Here is a 21,310-nt window from a genome sequence, read left to right on the forward strand (position 1 = left end):
AGCACATTTATATCTTAAAAAAGTGTATGTATTTAGAAAACAGCCACATTATTGTATAAGAGCTTCAATATCTGAGAGTCTTACAGCTACTGTTTCACCTTTATTGGTTCCGCCTACAAGGATGCCTAAATAATTGCCGCTTAGGTCAAATACACCGCCTCCGGACATGCCATGGTGGGCGTCGCATCTCACATATATCATCTTGTAGCCGTAGTCTGAAACCATAATGTTTGGGTTTATTACGGGGCCATACACATATTTTATGCCTATTCCTGTGTTACTTCCATAATAGTCATAGTGCTGCTTTTCTTTTGCATTGACCTGATGGTCTGAGTCAAGTGCGATTATGGTTTCGCCCTTAATCTTGTCAAAAGAGGGCATTACATCAGGGTTAATATTCACTGCACGAAGATTTATGAGGTTATAGGGATCAATAGATGATGTATTAACGCTGAGTATGGCTGCATCGTAGGTTTCATCTGATGTAATAAGAGTTGCATCAGCAATTTTTCCATTGTAGAAAATTACAAAATGATTGTCTGTTGAATCCCAGTTTTTAACCACATGCCCTGCTGTGATGATCAGTATCTGGTCTTTGTTTATGGAAAGAATATTGCCGCTTCCGTATTCTTTGCCAACCTGGACTTGAACAATGCTGGGGCGCTGGTTTAGGGCGGTAGCTATTATATCGCTGTCAGTATCAGATGAGGGAACAGTAAGTGGCGCTGTGAAAGCTCCGATGGATATCATGTCTTCTGCAATTTCGTTTGGCATAGGACCGTTGGCGTGGGCAGAAAGAGGGTATATAAGAAAAAAAATAAACACTACGATTAATGTAATGCCTGTAGTATAAATTATTTTTATTGATGTCTTATTATTGGTATGCATTTTAAGATTATTAAAGATTGCTTTTTATAAACATTATGAATATGCACTGTGTGAATTCTACATGTCTATGTACTGCATGATCTGTATATAGCAGGGCAACTCGTATTATCAGGAACAAGACCCTAAATGACCATGAATTTGTTTTTATGTATGAGCAGGCCTGTAAGCCGGGTTATGTCGAGAATGATCATCTATCTAGGACTGCCGTTACCGACAGCCTCAAGCGACCCACCTGAAAACGGACCGGGCCGGCCCATAGTTTTCTTTTTGGTCTTGCTTCGGATAGGGTTTACATGGCTACAGATGTTACCATCTGCACGGTGGTCTCTTACACCGCCTTTTCACCCTTACTCATAAAGAGCGGTTGTTTTCTGTTGCACTTTCCCGGGAGTCACCTCCGCCGGACGTTATCCGGTATCCTGCCCTACGAAGCCCGGACTTTCCTCACCCGCGCCCTTACGGGACTTGCGGCCGCGATCATTTGTCCTGCTCATACATAGCAATTTTAACAATGTAAAAAATATTGTCAAGGGCGACACGAAAACTTAAGAAATTCTTAATTTGAAAAAAATCACTTGATAAGAAAAGTCAGGTGTGATATATTCCTTGCTTGTCGGCAATCAGCCGATAGCAGTCCGGAGTTTCTCCGAGACGAATTCCATTTTTTTTACCAGATTATTTTTATGAAAGGCGGTTTTTATTTTTTATGAGACCAATTAAACAAAGTAACTCGATGAAAGAGCTATTGAAGAAGCTCAAGCGTCACGATACCCTTGTGTTGGCATCAGGCGTTATAGCAACAACTTTATTATGTGGAGCATTCGTCTATGTGACAACACCGGCTATCAGCGCTGATGCTGCCAAGCAGGAGGTCAGAAGGGACTCTCTCGGGGTACAGAAAAAAGCAAGCTCACAGTTAAAAGAGATAGAAGATTATCTTGAAAAACTGGATAAAGTTGTGACAGAGAGCAGCAATCTTGTACAGGAGATTCAGACTGTTCAAAATGAGCAGAAGGAGCTGACTGAAAAGACTCTTGAAAGAGAAAAGACTCTGTCAGTAGAAAAAGACACTCATACTAAGACGGAAAAGGAAACAAGTACTGACTCATCAAAGGTTGTTGAAAGTATAAACGGCCTTGATAAAGATCTTAAACTCATCCATTCGGAAATATCTTCCACAAGCGAACAGGTTAAAAAATTAAAGGAAAGCATGGATAAGGGCGGAAATACTGATGCCAATAAGGATAAGGAAAGTTTTGCCCAGATAACAAATGCACTGGATGATATTAAAAAGAGCTGCGATAAGTCAGGCTCAAACGCTTCCGGAATTATTGAGCAGATTAGAGATATTAAAACTAATAATACAGATACTGAAAAGAAGACTACTGAATCACTTCAGACAATAATAAAGTCACTTGAGAAGGTTGACACAAAGGAAAACTTAACCAAGCTTGAAAATGATCTCAAAATAACTCAGACCACATATATCAACATGCTTTCAGATGTTTCAAAGGATGTAGGTAAAACCAATGACAATGTAAAGAAAGTCAGGGAATCTGTTAGCAAGGTAATGGACAGAGTAGGAGATGTGGACAATAACATAAACAAAGTCCGTGATGTTCAGGAAACTACTAATAGTAAGGTGGATGATGTTCGCGGAACCCAGAACGTGACAAACAGCAAAATTGATGATGTCCGAGGAACACAGGATACAACCAACAACAAAATCGATGATGTCCGAGGAACACAGGATACAACCAACAACAAAATCGATGATGTCCGAGGAACACAGGATACAACAAACAACAAGATTGATGATGTTCGTGGAACTCAGGATACAACAAACAACAAGATAGATGATGTCAGAGGAACTCAGAATGTAACAAATTCCAAAGTTGATGAAGTCAGAAAAGCCCAGGATGAAACAAATTCAAAGGTGGATGGTATTCGCGGGACCCAGGATGAGACCAATTCAAAGGTCGATAATATCCGCGAGGTTCAGGATGTTACAAATGATAAGATTGATAAGGTCAACGAAAACCTTAATGAAACTAATTTAAAAGTTGATGATGTTCGGGAAACTCAGAATGTCACGAATGATAAAGTTGATAAAGTCCACGATACTCAGAATGAAACAAATTCAAAGGTGGATGAAGTTCGGGAAAACCAGTATGGTACAAATGGAAAAATTGATGAAGTCCGCGTAGCGCAGGAAGGGACAGACAGCAAAATTCAGGATGTTCGCAATGCTCAGGATGGTACAAACTCAAAGATAGATGATGTTAAGAATGCGCAGAGCGGCACAGACTCAAAGATTGATGAAGTAAGGAATGCTCAGGCTGGAACGAATTCAAAAATCGATGAAATCAAAAGAAGCCAGAGCGGAACAGATGGCAGGATTACTACAATTGTCAGAAATGTTGATACTGTAAGCGCCGATGTCGCAAGCATGAACAAAAGTCTTTCTGAAATGAAAAGCAAGCTGGAAAATAATGAAAAACAGATGAAACAGCTTGCTTCAAGGCTTGACCAGGTTTTTCAATCATCGGGCAGTAATCGTAGTAAACTGGCATCCATACTGTCCGATCTTGGTGGCTACAATGCTCCAAAGGATGCAACTATCAGCTCATTAATCGGGAAGATAAATCTTATTCCTGCAGCAGTTATAAAAGCAGGGACTAAATCATGTGAATATCATAATCATACTGATGGAAAAAATACTATTAAAGCCGAGACCTGCAATCATTCAGGTGGCTGTTTTACTGTAGCCGTCAATCATAAACATACACTGGCATGTTACAACGATAAAGTGGTATTTATATACACACCGAAGGTCAGAGTATTAAATGCAGGAGGAAAGTCAGATGTTATCACTACAAATCCTAAGTATGGAGATGAAATAGAATGCTGTGAATGTCACAAGCAATTACAATCCTTGAATGGACACACGCATACGGCAAGGACTATAGGTGAGGCACAGCAAAAGGGTACTAACGTCATTGAAAAAAATGAGAAGGTACTTATATGCAATAAGACAGATAAAACACCGGAGTATTGGATTCCGAACTGCGGTTATACAAGTGGTCAGATTACCAAAATGACCATAACTTATCCCAAAAAGTACAATATCAATCCTAATGTCTTATTATCCAAAATAGCAGTAGCAGGTGACAGAGAAATTGATAAGAGCCTGTTTGATTTTGACATGGACGGCTATAGCGACTCTGAGGCAGATATTGACTATGAATACTCAGAGGAAGATAATTATGATCCATTTGAGGGTTTGATACCTGAACAAAATGATAATCAGTGCGAAGAACAAAATAGTGAATCTGAGGATAATATTAAAAATGATGAAGCTGTGAGCGACGGTAATACCAATGAATCTGAGGTTGTGCATAGTGAGGAAAATGTTGATGTAAATGCTGCAGACTCAGGGACTACCGGAGATGGGGATAGCGCTGATTTAAAAATGGTAGACCCCGGAACCCCGGCTGAAGAAAATAATTTGGATATAAATGCAGATGTTCCCGGGACTCGAAAAGAAGAGAATAATCCGGAAGCTGATGCCGGTGAAACTCAATCTGAGGTTAGCAGCGGTGAAAATATGGAAACTGTCAAATTTAATATTGGTGACTTGGACTTTGATAATGATATATTGCCCTAAACTGTAGAAATATTTGCGCTGATATTGGTTGTTATAATAGCTAAGGCTAACTGAAAATCTTGACATCTAATTGTGGCTGGCTATAAAATATGCCTTGTACGATATAGAAGTTTGTGCACATTCTAATAGAAAGAACGGAGTGTGATTAAGATGACAAAGATTGACATTATATCCGGCTTCCTTGGCGCAGGGAAGACGACACTTATAAAAAAACTTCTGAAGGAAGCGCTTGCAGGTACTAAAACAGTACTTATCGAGAATGAATTTGGCGAAATCGGAATTGATGGTGGCTTCTTAAAGGAGTCAGGCATTGATATCAGAGAGATGAATTCAGGATGTATCTGCTGTTCTCTTGTGGGAGACTTTGGAACATCCCTTAAGGAAGTAATGGATACATATTCTCCTGAGAGAATTCTGATTGAGCCCTCAGGCGTAGGTAAGCTTTCAGATGTTATGCGCGCTATCCAGAATGTAGCTGATGGTGAGGATGAGCTTTCCATGAACAGCGCAGTAACAGTTGTTGATGTCAGCAAGGCTAAGATTTACATCAAAAACTTTGGCGAATTCTTTACAAACCAGATTGAAAATGCAGGAACCATTCTTCTTACAAGAACAGATAAGGCAGATTCTGCTAAGATTGAGGCTGCTGTAGAACTTATCCGTCAGCATAATCCTAAGGCTACAATCATCACAACACCTTTGGATCAGCTTGATGGTAAGGAAATACTTGATACCTTCGAGGGCAATCATGACCTTGAGGCTGAGCTCTTAAAGGAAGTTCTTGCACAGAAGGCTGATGAGCATCATCATCATCACGATCATGGTTCAGAGAAATTTACTGATGAAGAAGGCGTAACTGTTTACAGAGCACATAAGCATGATCATGACGAGGATGAACATGACCATGAACACCATCACGATCATGATGAGCACGATCACGAGCATGAGCATCATCACGATCATGATGAGCACGATCACGAGCATGAGCATCATCACGACCATGATGAGCACGATCACGAGCATGAGCATCATCACGACCATGATGAGCATGATCACGAGCATGAGCACCATCACGATCATGATGAGCACGATCACGAGCATGAGCATCATCACGATCATGATGAGCACGATCACGAGCATGAGCATCATCACGACCATGATGAGCACGATCACGAGCATGAGCATCATCACGATCATGATGAGCATGATCACGAGCATCACCATCATCACCACGATGCTGATGATATTTTCACCAGCTGGGGAATGGAAACTCCTGCTAAGTATAACAAGGAAGAGATTGAAGCAATGCTTTCAAGACTCGAAGAAGAGGAGAACTTCGGTGTTGTACTTCGTGCAAAAGGAATGGTTCCCAATGAGAACGGCGGATGGATTGAATTTGACTATGTTCCCGGTGAACCTGTTGTGAGAGATGGTGCAGCTGATGTTACAGGTAAATTCTGTGTAATAGGCGCTGAGCTCAATCAGGACAATCTTGAAAAATTGTTCCGTAGAAAAACTGTATAAGAGTAGTATTGTTTCGATGATAAATCTAATATCCCCCGCTTTATCAGCGGGGGATTTGGACATTTGGAAGGAGTCTGCTTAGGATTTAATGTTTGGAAGGAAAAGAGAAAAGAAAATGAAACCAGTATATGTAATAAATGGATTTCTTGACAGTGGCAAGACAGATTTCTTTAAGTATACACTGCAGCAGCCATACTTTAAGACCAAAGGTGAAACTCTGCTTATCGTATGTGAAGATGGTGAGAATGAATATGATGAGAAATTCCTTGCTGCTACAAATACCATTTTAGAAAAAATAGAAGATGAAGAGGATTTTACTCCTGCAACTCTTATGGCTCTTGAAGCAAAATACGATCCTGAAAGAGTGCTTATTGAATATAATGGCATGTGGAATTTTAAGAATTTCCGTATTCCGAAGGCATGGAGACTTGAGCAGCAGATTACAATAATTGATGCATCAAGCTTTGAACTGTATTTCACTAATATGAAATCATTGCTTTCAGAACAACTTAGAAATTCAGAACTTATTCTGTTCAACAGATGTGATGGAATCGAGGATCTTGCTACCTTCAAGAGAAATGTTAAGGCTATCAATCAGAAGGCAGATATTATTTTTGAGGACATGAATGGAGAAGTTGATGTTACTCTTGATGAGGACCTGCCATTTGATCTTAATCAGGATCCAATTGAACTTAATAACTTTGGATATGGCATGTTTTATCTTGATGCCCTTGAGCATGTAGATCGTTATGATGGTAAGAAAGTTAAATTTACAGCTATGGTCGCAAAGCCTTTTGATATGGCGGACAATGCATTTGTTCCGGGAAGAATGGCTATGACCTGTTGTGCAGAGGATATGCAGTTTTTGGGATTTAAGTGTGAATATGACAAGGCTTCAGAGCTTAAGGAAAAAGAATGGATAAATATCACGGCTGAAGTAAGAAAAGCCCTTGTTCCTGAGTATGAGGGAGTAGGAGCGCTGCTTAATGTTGTTGAGCTTGAGCATACATCAGAGCCCAAAAATCCTGTTATAGATTTTTCAAATCCTAATGTATAGGTTGTTGTTTTTCTTCAGAAAAACAACAACCGTACTGGACCAGGTCCTCGCAAAGCGAGGGGCGTGTCCTGCGGAACGCAGGATTCTTGTGGGCGATTACCTTATTGCCCACAAGAAGTCTTTTGTTGTTTTTCTTCAGAAAAACAAAAACCGTACAAAACAAAAGTAATAAAAAATACCTCAGATATCGGTGAGAAGATATCTGAGGTATTTTAATATTATTTATTTTAAATTACTGAATCTTGTTAACAGCCTGAGCAAGACGAGAAACTTTTCTTGAAGCTGTATTCTTCTTGAATACGCCCTTTGACTCAGCCTTATCGATTGCTGATGTAGCAGCAAGAAGTGCCTTAGCAGCCTCTTCCTTGTTACCAGCCTCAACAGCTGTTCTAACCTTCTTGATCTCTGTCTTTACAGCAGACTTGATAGCCTGATTTCTAGCAGCCTTTTTCTGATTTGTAAGAATTCTCTTCTTGGCAGATTTGATATTAGCCATAACTTCCTCCATAAATATTACTAAAAGTTTTAATTGTCATCTAAGTTATATGGCTATGAAACCGGACACGGACAGTCAATGCCACATACACCATGATATTTTATACATTTGTTGTTGCAATGTCAAGTGATTTAAAAAATTAGGTGGCGTGTTATCAGTAATGCCATTGTGAATAACACAGTAATTATGTTATGATAACACGTGACTTCTAGAATGCAAATAGGAAAGTACATGCAGGAAGTCTGCCATATAATGGCTTTTGACAATTATCAGAATGGAATTTGGAGTATTATGTCAGAATTTGATCAGAGTAAAGTTAGGAATTTTTGCATAGTAGCGCATATTGACCATGGAAAGTCTACACTGGCTGACCGTATGATAGAGACTACGGGAGTTCTTACCAGCAGAGAGATGCAGAATCAGGTGCTGGATAACATGGACATAGAGCGTGAGAGAGGTATTACCATCAAATCTCAGGCTGTGCGAATGATTTATAAGGCAAAAGACGGAGAAGAGTATGTATTCAATATGATAGATACACCCGGTCACGTTGACTTTGGCTATGAGGTTTCAAGAAGCCTTGCAGCTTGTGACGGTGCAATTCTTGTCGTTGATGCTACTCAGGGAGTTGAGGCTCAGACTCTTGCCAATGTGTATCTTGCCCTGGACCATGACCTGGATGTTTTTCCGGTAATCAATAAAATTGATCTTCCAAGTGCAAGACCGGATGAAGTCAAGGAAGAAATAGAGGATGTTATAGGCATTGAGGCTCATGACGCTCCGCTTGTTTCAGCAAAACTCGGAACTGGAATTGAGGATGTGCTTGAATCTGTAGTTCACAGAATCCCGGCTCCAACCGGAGATTCTTCTAAGCCGCTTAAGGCGCTTATTTTTGATTCAGTATATGATTCTTATCGCGGAGTTATCGTATTTGTAAGAGTAAGAGATGGTGTTCTCAAAAAGGGAATGACCGCGAAATGTATGGCGTCAGGAGCATCCTGGGAGGTTGTTGAGGTCGGATATTTTGGCCCCGGACAATTTATACCCTGCGATGAGCTTGTGGCGGGAAGCGTGGGATATTTTACAGCCTCAATTAAAAATATCCAGGATGCCAGAGTTGGTGATACTGTTACCAGCGCTGATGATCCCTGTGAAGAGGCTCTTCCCGGATATAAGAAGGTAATGCCTATGGTTTACTGCGGACTTTATCCTGCGGATACAGCCAAATATCCGGAGCTTCGCGATGCCCTTGAAAAGCTTCAGCTTAATGATGCTTCACTTTTCTATGAACCGGAGACATCTCAGGCTCTGGGATTCGGATTCCGTGCGGGATTCCTGGGACTTTTACATCTTGAGGTAATCCAGGAGAGACTGGAAAGAGAGTACAATCTTGACCTTGTAACAACAGCTCCCGGCGTAGTATACAAGGTTCACAAGACTGACGGCACTGTATTTGATCTTACCAATCCTGCTAATCTTCCTGATCCTGCAGAAATTGATTACATGGAGGAGCCTATAGTAAATGGCGAGATCATGGTGACTACAGAATATGTTGGATCAATAATGCAGCTTTGCCAGGAGAGACGCGGCAAGTATATAAGTACTGAGTATATAGAGGCTACAAGAGCGGTACTTAAGTATGAGCTTCCGCTTAACGAAATCATCTATGATTTCTTTGACGCTTTGAAATCCAGATCAAGAGGTTATGCATCCTTTGATTATGAGATAAAAGGCTATGAGCAGTCAGAGCTTGTTAAGCTGGACATTTTGATCAATCACGAGCAGGTTGATGCACTTTCATTTATTGTACATAAGGATGGTGCATATGACCGAGGCCGTAAGATGTGTGAGAAGCTTAAGGGAGAGATTCCTAGACACCTCTTCGAGATACCTATCCAGGCAGCAATCGGAGGAAAAATCATAGCCCGTGAAACTGTAAGAGCTATGCGCAAGGATGTGCTTGCCAAGTGTTATGGCGGTGATATCAGCCGTAAGAGAAAGCTGCTTGAAAAGCAGAAGGAAGGTAAAAAGAAGATGCGTCAGATTGGTAGCGTGGAGATTCCACAGCAGGCCTTCCTTAGTGTACTTAAGCTTGACGAGGGTAACTGATTAGTTATTTGTGATATATGAAAACTCTGGGTATTTATATACATATACCATTTTGTAAACAAAAGTGCCTTTACTGCGACTTTCTTTCCTTTCCGGAGGGAAGGGCGCAGCAGGCGCTTTATTTTGCTGCTCTTAGCAAAGAGATTGGGATGGGAACAGAGGAATGCAGTGACTATGAAGTGGTATCCATATTTTTTGGAGGCGGAACCCCCACTTCTGTAAGTGCTGATTTTATAGTAAAGACAATGGAACTATTAAAAAACAGATACAAGATCAGAAGTGATGCTGAAGTTACCATTGAATGCAATCCCGGAACAGCAGATTTTGAGTCTCTGAAATTATACAGAGAATCCGGGATTAACAGAATCAGCATTGGACTTCAATCCGCGAAGGATGATGAACTTAGGCGGCTTGGCAGAATACATGATCTTAAGCAATTTGAAGATTGCTATAAAAATGCCAGGGCAGCAGGTTTTGATAATGTAAATGTTGATCTCATGAGTGCAATTCCCGGGCAGAGCCTTACAGATTGGGAGAACAACCTGAATTATGTATGCTCTCTTTCTCCTAAGCCGGAGCATATTTCGGCATACAGTCTTATCATAGAGGAGGGTACACCTTTTTATGATATGTACGGCGATGATATGGATGGCGATTCCGACAGGAAGTTACAGGAAAGCATAAGTGATAATATGGATGGCGATTCCGACAGGAAGTTACAGGAAAGCATAAGTGATAATATGGATGGCGATTCCGGCAGGGAACCACAGGAATGCATAAGTGATGATATGAATGGCGATTCCTGTAGGAAGCCACAGAGAGATATAAGTGATGATAGATGTGGCACCATGAAAAAAATCTTGCCGCTTCCTGATGAAGATACAGAAAGAGAAATGTACCACAGGACCAGGGAAATACTTAAGCAGAATGGTTATCACCGCTACGAGATATCCAATTATTCACTTGATAACAGAGAGTGCCTTCACAACAAGAGATACTGGCAGGGCGGAGATTATATAGGCTTTGGGCTTGGCGCAGCATCTCTTATGGATAATAAAAGATTTCACAACACCGGTGACTTTCAAAAATATCTTTCTGCCTTTGAACCGGTAAAGGCAGTGGGGGATGAACTTAATAAAAATAACTTAAATGACGAAGAAAAATGTAACGGAAAAACGATTATTTCAGTAATCAGAGAAGACGAAGAAAATCTTGATAAGACGGCCAAAATGGAGGAATTTATGTTTTTGGGACTTCGTATGGTAAATGGAGTTTCAAAGGCGGAATTCAAAAGCAGGTTTGGTGAAAACATAGAAAATATCTATGGAGATGTAATAGACGGTCTTGTGTCGGATGGTCTTATGGAGACTGAAAATGAAAATATTTACCTGACTGAAAGGGGCCTTGACCTCAGTAATTACTGCATGGCTAAGTTTATTTTTGAGTAGAGTACTTAGTGTGGCTAAACAGCTACACTAGAGATATTTTAACGTTTACTATAGCTGCGGTTAGGTAAATCAAGATATTTGAGGATTTATTATGGAAAGTAAAACAGTAAGATCAACTAACAATAATTATGATATGTTGAACGGAAGTCTTTTGGATAAAATTGTCATATTTGCACTTCCGCTTGCAATTTCAAGTATATTACAGCAGCTTTTTAATGCAGCTGATCTGGCAGTAGTGGGAAGATTTGCTTCTGCCGAGGCTATGGCAGCGGTAGGAAGCAATTCTTCAGTTATTTCCCTTATAGTCAGTTTCTTTGTGGGATTGTCTGTGGGTGCAAATGCTGTAATAGCAATGGAGATAGGAAGCGGGCATAAGGATCAGATAAGTGATACGGTCCATACGGTAATAACTATTTCACTGGTTGCGGGATGTGCGCTGATATTCATAGGCTTCTTTTTAACAAGGCCAATATTGATATTGATGGCGGCACCGCAAAACGTTATGTCTCTGGCAATACTGTATCTTAGAATCTATTTCTTTGCTATGCCTGCCATAATGATCTACAACTACGGTTCTGCGATTTTAAGAAGTAAAGGGGATTCAAGAAGACCCCTGTTTGCCATGGTAATCGCAGGAATAATAAATATCATACTTAATCTGATATTTGTTGTTGGATTCCACATGCATGTGGTGGGTGTTGCCCTTGCAACTGTTCTCTCCAACATGTTCAGCGCAGGACTTATTTTGTATTACCTGATGAATGAAGAGGAGCCATTTAAACTCGACTTCAGAAAGCTCAGCATAAAGAGAAGATATCTTATCAGAATGATGCAGATAGGTCTTCCTGCCGGATTGCAGGGTGCAGTTTTTTCACTGTCAAACGTTGTTATTCAGTCTGCCGTAAACAGCTTTGGTGCAGATGCAATTGCCGGTGGAACAGCAGCTGCCAATTTTGATTTTGTATCCTACTGTGCCATGAATGCGTTTGCTCAGTCAGCTGTTACTTTTACCAGTCAGAACTATGGAGCAAGGAAGTTTGACCGTTGTAAAAAGGTATTCAGGATCTGCATGCTCTGCGGAATAGGAATTTCTGCGGCAATAGTACTTGTTCTGGTACTGTTCAGATATCAGGTTATAACATTGTTCACAACAGATGCGGATGTTATCAGCTTCGCAATGAAGAGAATCATGAATGCGTTTGTTCTGCATTTCCTTATTGGATCCTATGAGATAAGCGGAGGAGCTTTGAGAGGAATGAACCATTCACTTGCCCCTGCGTTGATATCGGTATTTGGAACCTGCGTATTCAGACTGATCTATGTATTTACGTATATCCCGACACATCACACGTTTGAACAGTTATTCCGTGTGTACCCGATTTCCTGGATCATAACAGGAACTATAACCTTAACTGTGTACTTCATAGTCAGGGCAAAAGAGTTTAGTAATTAACTTAAATTTTATCTTTATTTCATTATCAGTTCGTTGACTTCTTTTTTGCATACCGACATGATAAGAGTAGAAGACTATGCAAGACAGGAGTGATTAAAATGTCCAGAATTGATGATATTCTAAAGACTGCAAAAGAAGCCGGAGCTTCAGATGTTCACATCACTGTTGGTATTCCGCCAAAGATGCGTGTTAACGGAAAATTGATAGCACTTGAGGGATATCAGCGTATGCTTCCGGCGGATACGCAGGAAATAGCAGATGCAATCATGAGCCTGAAGCAGAAGGAACTTCTTGAAGCTAACGGACAGCATGATATGTCATTTTCAGTGATGGGACTTGGCCGTTTCAGGTTAAATGTTTTTAAACAAAGAGGCTCTGTCGCTATGGCGATAAGACTGGTGGAGACGACGATTCCTGATCCGGAAACGCTTGGCATTCCCAAATCCGTTGTGAATCTTTATCAGAGGCAGAGGGGGCTGGTTCTGGTTACCGGACCCACAGGTTCCGGAAAATCAACTACTCTGGCATCTGTTATTGATATGATAAACAATAACAGAGAAGCCCACATAATTACCCTTGAAGATCCTATAGAGTTTTTATATCAGCATAATAAATCGATAGTTAACCAGAGAGAGGTTGGTCTTGACAGCGATAATTATGCCAATGCCCTAAGAGCAGCACTTCGCGAGGATCCGGATGTTATTCTTGTGGGTGAAATGCGAGATCTGGAGACCATAAGCACTGCCATAACTGCAGCTGAGACGGGACACCTTGTATTATCGACGCTGCATACAATTGGCGCAGCCAGTACGGTGGACAGAATTATTGATGTTTTTCCTCCGCACCAGCAGCAACAGATCAGAATTCAGCTTGCAAATGTATTGGAGGCTGTTATATCCCAGCAGCTGATACCAACCGCTGATGGTGAAAGAAGAGCAGCTGCATTTGAGGTTTTACATGTTAATTCTGCGGTAAGAAACATGATACGTGAAGGAAAGACCCATCAGCTTATAACTATCATGCAGACCAACAGAAAGCTTGGAATGATCACGATGGATGAAGCGATAATTGAGCTGTGCAGGAGCGGAAAGATATCAAGGGAAAAGGCAATCCAGTACGCACAGGATCCTGATATCATGCAGAACAAAATATTGAGATAAGACATTTAACTCCCGGCTTTGCAGGATTTATATTTCCTGTAGCCGGGGTTTTATTTTGTGGGGAATTTAGATGGATTTTCTACAAAATAAAAAGCGCTCTGCTATGGATGCGCACTCGCGCAAGATGGATAAAGCTGCTAAAGCAACTAAAAAAGATTTTCTTGCAAAATAATTCTGATACGATATAATAAATTTTGCGTTTTGACGCATGTTTAATTTCCTACGGAGATTCTCCGTATTTTCCTTAATTTGTATTTTTAGAAGCAGTCCTTTTATGCGCGTATGCGTTACGAAAGGAGTATTTGTTATGTTTAGTACTGTGGTTTCAGGTGCGGTAAAAGGCATAATGCCGTATCTGATGCAGGTGGAGGTGGACACCTCTGATGGGCTTCCCATGTTCAACATGGTTGGCTTTATCAGCGGTGAAGTCAGGGAGGCATCGGAGAGGGTTAGAGTTGCCTTAAAGAATGCCGGATTTGCGTTGCCTCCAATGAGAATAACTGTCAATCTTTCCCCTGCAGATATCAGAAAAGCGGGGATTGCTGTGGATTTGCCGGTAGCGGTAGGAATACTCACAGCCATTGGAGAAATAGATTCCGACAGCCTTAAGGACACCCTGGTTATAGGTGAATTGGGACTTGACGGAGAAGTAAAGGCGGTAAGCGGAATTCTTCCGATGGTTGCCCATGCTTACAGTAAAGGATTTAAGACCTGTATTCTTCCAATCGATAATGCCAGAGAAGGCGCAGTTGTCCAGGGAATGAAAATCATTGGAGTAAGTTCACTTTCAGAGGTTGTGGCTTATCTTAAGACAGAAAGGGACGAAAGAGATAATCTGATCGCTCCAACCGTTGTGGATGTCAATGCACTTTTTGACAATGAAGAGAGCACTGAGAATTACCTGAGGGGTATGGATTTTTCAGAGATAAACGGACAATCTGCCGTTAAGAGAGCTGTGGAAATCGCTGCTGCGGGCTACCATCATATCCTGATAATCGGCCCTCCGGGTTCCGGAAAGAGCATGGTGGCAAAAAGAATTCCTTCCATAATGCCCCCTCTTTCGAGAGATGAAGCACTGGAAGTGTCATCGATATATAGTGTGGCGGGGATGCTTAAAAAGGGAGAGACGCTGATAACAAGAAGACCTTTTATGAGTCCTCATCATTCGATAACTGAGGCTGCTCTTGCAGGCGGTGGCAGCATACCGCGCCCCGGGATTATATCTCTGTCGCACAGGGGCGTCATGTTCCTGGATGAGATGGCTGAGTTTAAGAGAAATACGTTAAATCTTTTAAGACAACCTCTGGAGGACCGGGAGGTTCATATAGCAAGAAGCGGTGGGAACTTTTCATATCCTGCGGATCTGTTGCTGGTGGGAGCTATGAATCCATGCCCCTGTGGATATTATCCTGATCTTAACAAGTGTAAGTGCTCGGAATCTGAAATCAGCAAATATCTTGGCAGAATATCGGGACCAATACTGGATAGAATCGACATATGCATAGAGGCGGCAAAGATAGATGTGACAGAGCTGAATCATGGCACTCAGTGCAATGAGACAAGCGCAGAGATCAGAAAAAGAGTTATGAGAGCTGTAAGTGTACAGCAAAAGCGTTTTAAAAATGATGGCATAAGGTTTAATTCGGAGATGACTCCGTCACAGATCCAGAAGTATTGCAAACTCGGGAATCAGGAGCAGAGGCTGATGGAGAGGATTTTTATGACAATGGATCTGTCTGCCAGAGCATATCATAAGGTCCTTAGAATTGCCAGAACTATAGCTGATCTTGATGGGAGTGAAAAAATTGAAACAGCTCACATTTCGGAAGCAGCATGCTATAGAATGATGGATTCCAAATATTTTTCAAAATCCGCGTCAAGCGCAGAGCCGGGTTTTTCTGACAAAGTAAGGGACAGGGGTGGAAGCTTTGCTGAGAGAATAAAGAGCAGATCGGAAATGCATACTCCCGGGGAAAGAGGTGTTTCATGACTACTGAAAATGTATATGCCTACATGCTGCACAATATTCCGGGATGGGGAAATAAGACTTTACTAAAGCTCCTTGATGAATTTGGAAGCTGCAGTAAGATTGCAAAGGCTACAGAAAAGGAACTTAGAGATTTTATAACTTCAAAGCAGTATAAAGCTTTTGAAAGAATGCAGAAAACCTGGGATTTAGAAGGGGAGTATGAATATCTTTACAGAAGGGGAATAGATTTCTATTACTATTCTGATGTCAAATATCCACGCAGACTAAAGGACATTCCGGACCCGCCATTTGCCCTTTACTGTCTGGGAAACCTTCCTGATGAAAATAAGCCCTCTGTTTCCATAATCGGTGCCAGAAACAGCTCGGAATATGGTAAGTATGCGGCTAAATTATTTGGTGACAAGCTTGCGTTGTCAGGTATCCAGATAATAAGCGGAATGGCCAGGGGAATAGATGGTATATCCCAGCAGGCAGCCATTTATGCAGGTGGCGAATCATACGGGATTCTCGGAAGTGGTGTGGACGTTTGTTATCCTGAGGAAAACAGAGCTTTATATAATTCGCTTATAAAAAGCGGAGGGATTATATCAGAATATTTACCGGGGACTCAGCCGAAGCCACAATATTTTCCACCACGAAACAGGATAATAAGTGGATTATCTGATGCTGTACTTGTTATTGAGGCACGAGAAAAAAGTGGGACTCTTATTACCGTAGATATGGCACTTGAACAGGGTAGGGAAGTTTTTGCAGTTCCCGGAAGAATATGTGATTCGCTGAGCTATGGATGCAATTCTTTGATAAGACAAGGTGCAGGAATGGCAGCAGGACCTGAGGAAATACTGGAGTACCTTAGAAGAAAAATTCATAGCGACAGACCGGGAGTAGATGAAAAATGTGGAAAAGAGGAAGAAAAAGCCGGAGAAATGTGCGAAAACATTGTATTTGAAAATAATGAAAAAGCGGAACTGCTTAATTGTAATGAGACACAAAAGTGTATATATAAGGAACTGGATTTTTATCCTCAGACAACAGCGGCAATATTTGAGAAGATGGTGGAAAGAGGCATGGAAATGACAGTTTCTGAGGTGATGAATGCTTTGGTAGAGCTATGTCTTATTGGAATTGTTGCACAGAATGGGACAGGTTTCTATAAGCGGGGGTGAGTTGTATTGCTTTTACAAAGAAATGGTGAAAGCTGAAAGGAAAGCAGCGAATACGCATAAACTTGGTTAAAAAGCACTAAAAGCTTGACTGACTGAAAAAATAAAACGGAAACGTTACCAAAGGCTTAAATAAGCTGTTGCAACCGTTTGCGCAAGGCTTTTACCAAGCAATACATTACCGGAAACGAATTTAGTAAATTTCACCAAGGAAAACGTTTTACGTTTGTTAAAAAATTACCATTGACGATAAAAAGGTACAGAATTACAATTACTTTCAGAACAACCGATTGCGCAATTTGGTATCTTGCGCGCGGACAACAAACCTTTTCTTATGAAGGTATATACATGGAGGAATGAAAATGAAAAAGAAATTGGTATCAGTATTGTTGACAACAGCGATGGCCGCTTCAATGCTTGCCGGATGTGGATCAAACGGCGGAAATGCAGAGCCTGCAGCAGATACTGCTGAGAGCACAGAAGCTCCTGCAGAAGATGCAGCTGAGGAGACAACAGAAGAAGCAGCAGAAGAGGAAACTGCTGAAGAAGAGACTACAGAAGATGCAGCTGAGGAAGAGGCTGCTGCAGATGACACAGATTATGGTACTGGAGAGATAAAAATCTGGGTTGCTGATAATGTAGTTGATTTTACAAAGGAACAGTTTGATAAGTTTATTGAGAAGAACCCTCAGTTCTCAGGCTATACAGCTGTTGTTGAGGCAACAGGTGAAGGCGATGCAGCCGGAAACATGATAACAGACGTGCAGGCAGGAGCTGATATTTTCGGTTTCGCTCAGGATCAGATCGCACGTCTTGTTTCAGCAGGTGCTCTTGAAGTTGTTGAGGATTCAAACGCTGAAAAGATTAAGGCAGATAACGATGCCGGTGCAGTAACAGCTGCTACAGTTGGTGACACACTTTATGCATATCCTCTTACTGCTGATAACGGATACTTCCTTTACTATGATAAGAGCGTTGTAACAGATCCTTCTACACTTGAAGGTATTGCTGAGCAGTGTGCAGCTGCAGGAAAGAACTTCTATTTCGAAATCAACTCAGGTTGGTATCAGACAGCATTCTTCTTCGGAACAGGTGCTGAACTTACATATGATACAGATAATGATGGTAACTTCACAAAGTGCAATTCTACATATGCAAGTGATGAAGGTGTAGTTGCTCTTAATGAGATAATTGAGCTTGCTAACTCACCTGCATTCCAGAATGGTTCTTCAGTTTCTTCAGCAACAGATTGCGGCGCAATCGTTGATGGAACATGGGATGCTGAAGCAGCTAAGGAAATGTTTGGTGACAATTATGCTTGCGCAAAGCTTCCTACATTCACAGGTTCAGATGGAAAGAACTACCAGCTTTCAGGCTTTGGTGGATATAAGCTTCTTGGTGTAAAGCCTCAGGAAGATGAGAACAAGCTTGCTGTATGTGATGCACTTGCTGATTACCTTTCAAGTGAAGAAGTACAGCTTGCAAGATTCAATGCAGTAGGTTGGGGCCCTTCAAACCTTAAGGCTCAGGCTGCAGACGAAGTTAAGTCTGATGAAGCTCTTACAGCTCTTGGCGAACAGCTCAAGTTTGCTATTCCTCAGGGCCAGTATCCTGGAGATTATTGGAGTCTTGCTACATCACTTGGTGATTCTGTAATTTCAGGTGAGATTGCAGCTGACGCATCAGAGGATGTTGTTAAGAAGGCACTTGAAGACTTCCAGGCAACATGTGAGTCATATGCAAAGTAATCTATATAAGATTATTTAACTAAAAGTAATACTACCTTAAAGGGCTCGGGAACTGTTTCGTCCCGGGCCCTTTTTGAACAGAGCACTTAGCGAGGTATGTCACGAGCTTAGTGCGAGTCATGCAAGTCCACTTGGTAAGGTGTTTTCGAATCTGGTGGAGCTTGCTTGAACAGAGCACCTGTTGCTTGTTAGATTCAGGATGATATAGGAAGGGAGGCCGGAAATGGCAAACGGCTCGAAAAAAGAGAAAAAGAATAACATAGCCACTTTTTTTAGTGCACTTGGAAATGACTGTAAAAAAATCGGGCTTACATTTAAAGAGGGGGATATCAGGACAAAGCTTTCTTTTATAATCATGGGACTTGGTCCTATTCTTAGAGGACAGATTCTTGTAGGTCTGGCTTTGATGCTGTCAGAGGTAATTTTTATCTGGTATATGACAGGCTTTGGTTGGACATATCTTTCAAAAATCACCACACTTGGTACGGTAGCAACACATAAGGTAAAAAGAAAAACAGTTTATGGTGACAACAGTTTCCTTATCCTTCTGTTTGGTGTGCTTTCGATTTTTGCAGTGATAGCTATTATTGCATTATGGAGGCTGAATGTTGAGGAGAACAGAAGGGAAGAGCTCACACTTAAAGCAGGCAAAAAGCTTCCCACTAATCTGGAAACATTTGGATCATTATTTGATAAGAATTTTGATAAAACATTACTTTTCCTTCCTGTAACCGGAATATTCCTTTTTACATTGCTTCCCATCGTATTCATGATTTTTATTGCGTTCACGAATTACGATTATAACCATCAGGCTCCGGCAAATCTTTTTACATGGGTAGGACTTCAGAACTTTAAAGAACTTGTTTCATTTGGAAGCGAGGGACTTGGACCCACATTCTTCAAGGTTTTGGCATGGACGCTTGTTTGGGCATTTCTGGCAACCTTTATAGATTATTTCCTTGGACTTGCAGTAGCGATTCTTATTAATAAAAAGGGAATAAGATTTAAAAAGCTGTGGAGAACAATTCTTGTTATGACAATAGCTGTTCCGCAGTTTGTATCACTTTTGTATGTAGCTAAAATGTTTGCTAATGATGGAATTATCAACGGATTTCTTAAACGTGTAGGACTTATTCAAAGTGCAATACCGTTTTGGTCAAATCCTATGCTTGCGAGAGTTACGATCGTAGTGGTAAACATTTGGATCGGTATTCCTTATCTGATGCTTATTGCTACAGGTCTTTTGATGAATATACCTGAAGATTTGTATGAGAGTGCAAGAATAGACGGTGCAAGCGCATGGCAGATGTTCAAGAGCATAACGCTTCCATACATGCTGTTTGTAACAGGACCTTTCCTTCTCACTCAGTTTACAGGTAACCTGAATAACTTCGGCGTTATATATCTGTTGTCAGGAGGTGGCCCCGGAACCATGAGCTATGCCGGTAATGCAGGTACAACCGACCTTCTGGTTACATGGCTTTATAAAATGACTGTAAATGATTCCAACTATAGAATGGCAGCAGTCATTGGTATCATGGTATTTATTGTTACTGCTATATTCGCACTGGGAGTATATGGATTACTTCCGTCAGTTAAGGATGAGGAGGGCTTCCAATGATTAAAACCGGATATAAATCCAAACAGAGAATTGGTAATTTCTTTGCTTATATTTTTCTTATACTGATCAGCATAATCTGGCTGTTCCCGTTTGTAGGAATTGTGCTGCAGAGCTTTAGATCTTTTGCAACTGAATCCGGAGGAATGGAGAGTTACATAATCCCCCACCAGTTTTCATTAGATAACTATAAATTTTTGTTTTCAGGCGAGACAAACTTCTTGCTTTGGTACAAAAATACAGTTATAATTGCTTTCTTCGTAGCAGCGCTGCAGACAATAGTTATTTTGTGTGTCAGCTATGCACTTTCAAGAATGAGATTTGCAGGAAGAACACTGCTTATGAAATCCTGGTTGATACTTGGACTGTTCCCGGGATTCCTTACAATGATCTGCCTTTACTTTTTGCTTAAACAGTTTGGACTTACACAGGCCGGTGCTATTCCTGGATTGATCCTTGTATCTGTTGCAAGTTCTGGTATGGGATATTATGTATGCAAGGGCTATTTTGACACTATTCCCAAGGCCCTTGATGAAGCTGCAAGAATAGACGGTGCTTCAAGAGCAAGAATATTCTTCACAATGACCATTCCTATGAGTAAGCCTATTATTATCTACACTGCACTTGTTGCTTTCATGGCACCATGGAATGATTACATTTTTGCTTCATACGTAGCATTTGGACATGACAAGAGCTATAACGTTGCGGTTGCTATGTTCAGATGGGTTAAGACCAATGACTATCAGGGATACTTTACACGATTCTGCGCAGGCGGAGTACTTATTGCAATCCCTGTAACACTACTGTTTATGTTCCTTCAGAAATATTATGTTGAAGGTGTAACCGGCGGCGCGGTTAAAGGTTGAGCAGAGCACTTAGCGAGGTATTTTCGAGCTTAGTGCGAGCCATGGGTGATCACCTGGCGAGGTTTTTTACGAGTCTAGTGAGAATCCCAGAGCAGAGCACTTTACAAAAATCTCATAGTAACA

General features: G+C 41.1%; 14 protein-coding genes and 1 other RNA gene. 12 read left to right on the forward strand and 3 right to left on the reverse strand.

The genetic code is table 11. The annotated features are described in order from the left end of the window. Positions 1–48: 48 nt before the first annotated feature. Together G622_RS0109250 and rnpB are read right to left on the reverse strand one after the other, a co-directional pair. A complete protein-coding gene (locus G622_RS0109250) occupies positions 49–774 on the reverse strand; it encodes a S1 family peptidase (protein ID WP_196814197.1) in 726 nt (241 codons plus the stop codon). Positions 775–1,035: 261 nt separating this feature from the next. Then, an RNA gene (gene rnpB / locus G622_RS24565) (RNase P RNA component class A) lies at positions 1,036–1,381 on the reverse strand. 213 nt (positions 1,382–1,594) lie between these two features. Here rnpB and G622_RS0109255 point away from each other — a divergent pair. From G622_RS0109255 to G622_RS0109265, 3 genes are all read left to right on the forward strand, one after another. Further along, positions 1,595–4,555 (forward strand): hypothetical protein, encoded by a 2,961-nt coding sequence (locus G622_RS0109255; protein WP_155831442.1) that lies wholly within the window; start codon positions 1,595–1,597, stop codon positions 4,553–4,555. Between the two features lie 150 nt (positions 4,556–4,705). After that, the gene (locus tag G622_RS0109260; protein WP_026510484.1) at positions 4,706–6,079 is read left to right on the forward strand and encodes a CobW family GTP-binding protein; all 1,374 of its coding nucleotides are present in this window, start codon (positions 4,706–4,708) and stop codon (positions 6,077–6,079) included. A gap of 115 nt (positions 6,080–6,194) precedes the next feature. Then, on the forward strand, positions 6,195–7,136 hold the full coding sequence (locus G622_RS0109265; protein WP_026510485.1) for a TIGR03943 family putative permease subunit: 942 nt from the start codon (positions 6,195–6,197) through the stop codon (positions 7,134–7,136). A gap of 232 nt (positions 7,137–7,368) precedes the next feature. Here the strand turns inward: G622_RS0109265 and rpsT are convergent, their stop codons facing one another. Beyond that, entirely contained in the window at positions 7,369–7,632 is a 264-nt protein-coding gene (gene rpsT / locus G622_RS0109270; protein ID WP_026510486.1) for a 30S ribosomal protein S20, read from the reverse strand. Positions 7,633–7,923: 291 nt separating this feature from the next. Between rpsT and lepA the strand changes: the two genes are divergently transcribed. From lepA to G622_RS0109320, 9 genes are all read left to right on the forward strand, one after another. After that, on the forward strand, positions 7,924–9,741 hold the full coding sequence (gene lepA / locus G622_RS0109275) for a translation elongation factor 4 (RefSeq protein ID WP_026510487.1): 1,818 nt from the start codon (positions 7,924–7,926) through the stop codon (positions 9,739–9,741). A 17-nt stretch (positions 9,742–9,758) separates the two neighbouring features. Continuing rightward, positions 9,759–11,189, forward strand: a complete 1,431-nt coding sequence (locus G622_RS0109280; protein ID WP_026510488.1) for a coproporphyrinogen-III oxidase family protein — start codon at positions 9,759–9,761, stop codon at positions 11,187–11,189. A 91-nt stretch (positions 11,190–11,280) separates the two neighbouring features. Further along, positions 11,281–12,642 carry an MATE family efflux transporter gene (locus tag G622_RS0109285; protein WP_026510489.1) on the forward strand — a complete coding sequence of 454 codons (1,362 nt, stop codon included), beginning with the start codon at positions 11,281–11,283 and terminating at the stop codon, positions 12,640–12,642. Positions 12,643–12,740: 98 nt separating this feature from the next. Next, positions 12,741–13,802, forward strand: a complete 1,062-nt coding sequence (locus tag G622_RS0109290) for a type IV pilus twitching motility protein PilT (protein ID WP_026510490.1) — start codon at positions 12,741–12,743, stop codon at positions 13,800–13,802. A gap of 307 nt (positions 13,803–14,109) precedes the next feature. Beyond that, entirely contained in the window at positions 14,110–15,792 is a 1,683-nt protein-coding gene (locus tag G622_RS22360) for a YifB family Mg chelatase-like AAA ATPase (protein WP_081675253.1), read from the forward strand. Further along, positions 15,789–16,958 (forward strand): DNA-processing protein DprA, encoded by a 1,170-nt coding sequence (gene dprA, locus G622_RS22365; protein WP_049945770.1) that lies wholly within the window; start codon positions 15,789–15,791, stop codon positions 16,956–16,958. The genes G622_RS22360 and dprA overlap by 4 nt, the downstream gene beginning before the upstream one ends. A 359-nt stretch (positions 16,959–17,317) precedes the next feature. After that, positions 17,318–18,703: an extracellular solute-binding protein gene (locus tag G622_RS0109310; RefSeq protein ID WP_026510491.1), complete on the forward strand. Its 1,386-nt coding sequence runs from the start codon at positions 17,318–17,320 to the stop codon at positions 18,701–18,703. Between the two features lie 223 nt (positions 18,704–18,926). Then, positions 18,927–20,324: a carbohydrate ABC transporter permease gene (locus tag G622_RS0109315; protein WP_026510492.1), complete on the forward strand. Its 1,398-nt coding sequence runs from the start codon at positions 18,927–18,929 to the stop codon at positions 20,322–20,324. Next, positions 20,321–21,187 (forward strand): sugar ABC transporter permease, encoded by an 867-nt coding sequence (locus G622_RS0109320; protein ID WP_026510493.1) that lies wholly within the window; start codon positions 20,321–20,323, stop codon positions 21,185–21,187. Before G622_RS0109315 ends, G622_RS0109320 begins: the two co-directional genes overlap by 4 nt. Positions 21,188–21,310: the final 123 nt, after the last annotated feature.

Origin of the sequence: Butyrivibrio sp. LC3010, assembly GCF_000424385.1 — a bacterium.
Classification (GTDB): Bacteria; Bacillota; Clostridia; order Lachnospirales; family Lachnospiraceae; genus Butyrivibrio.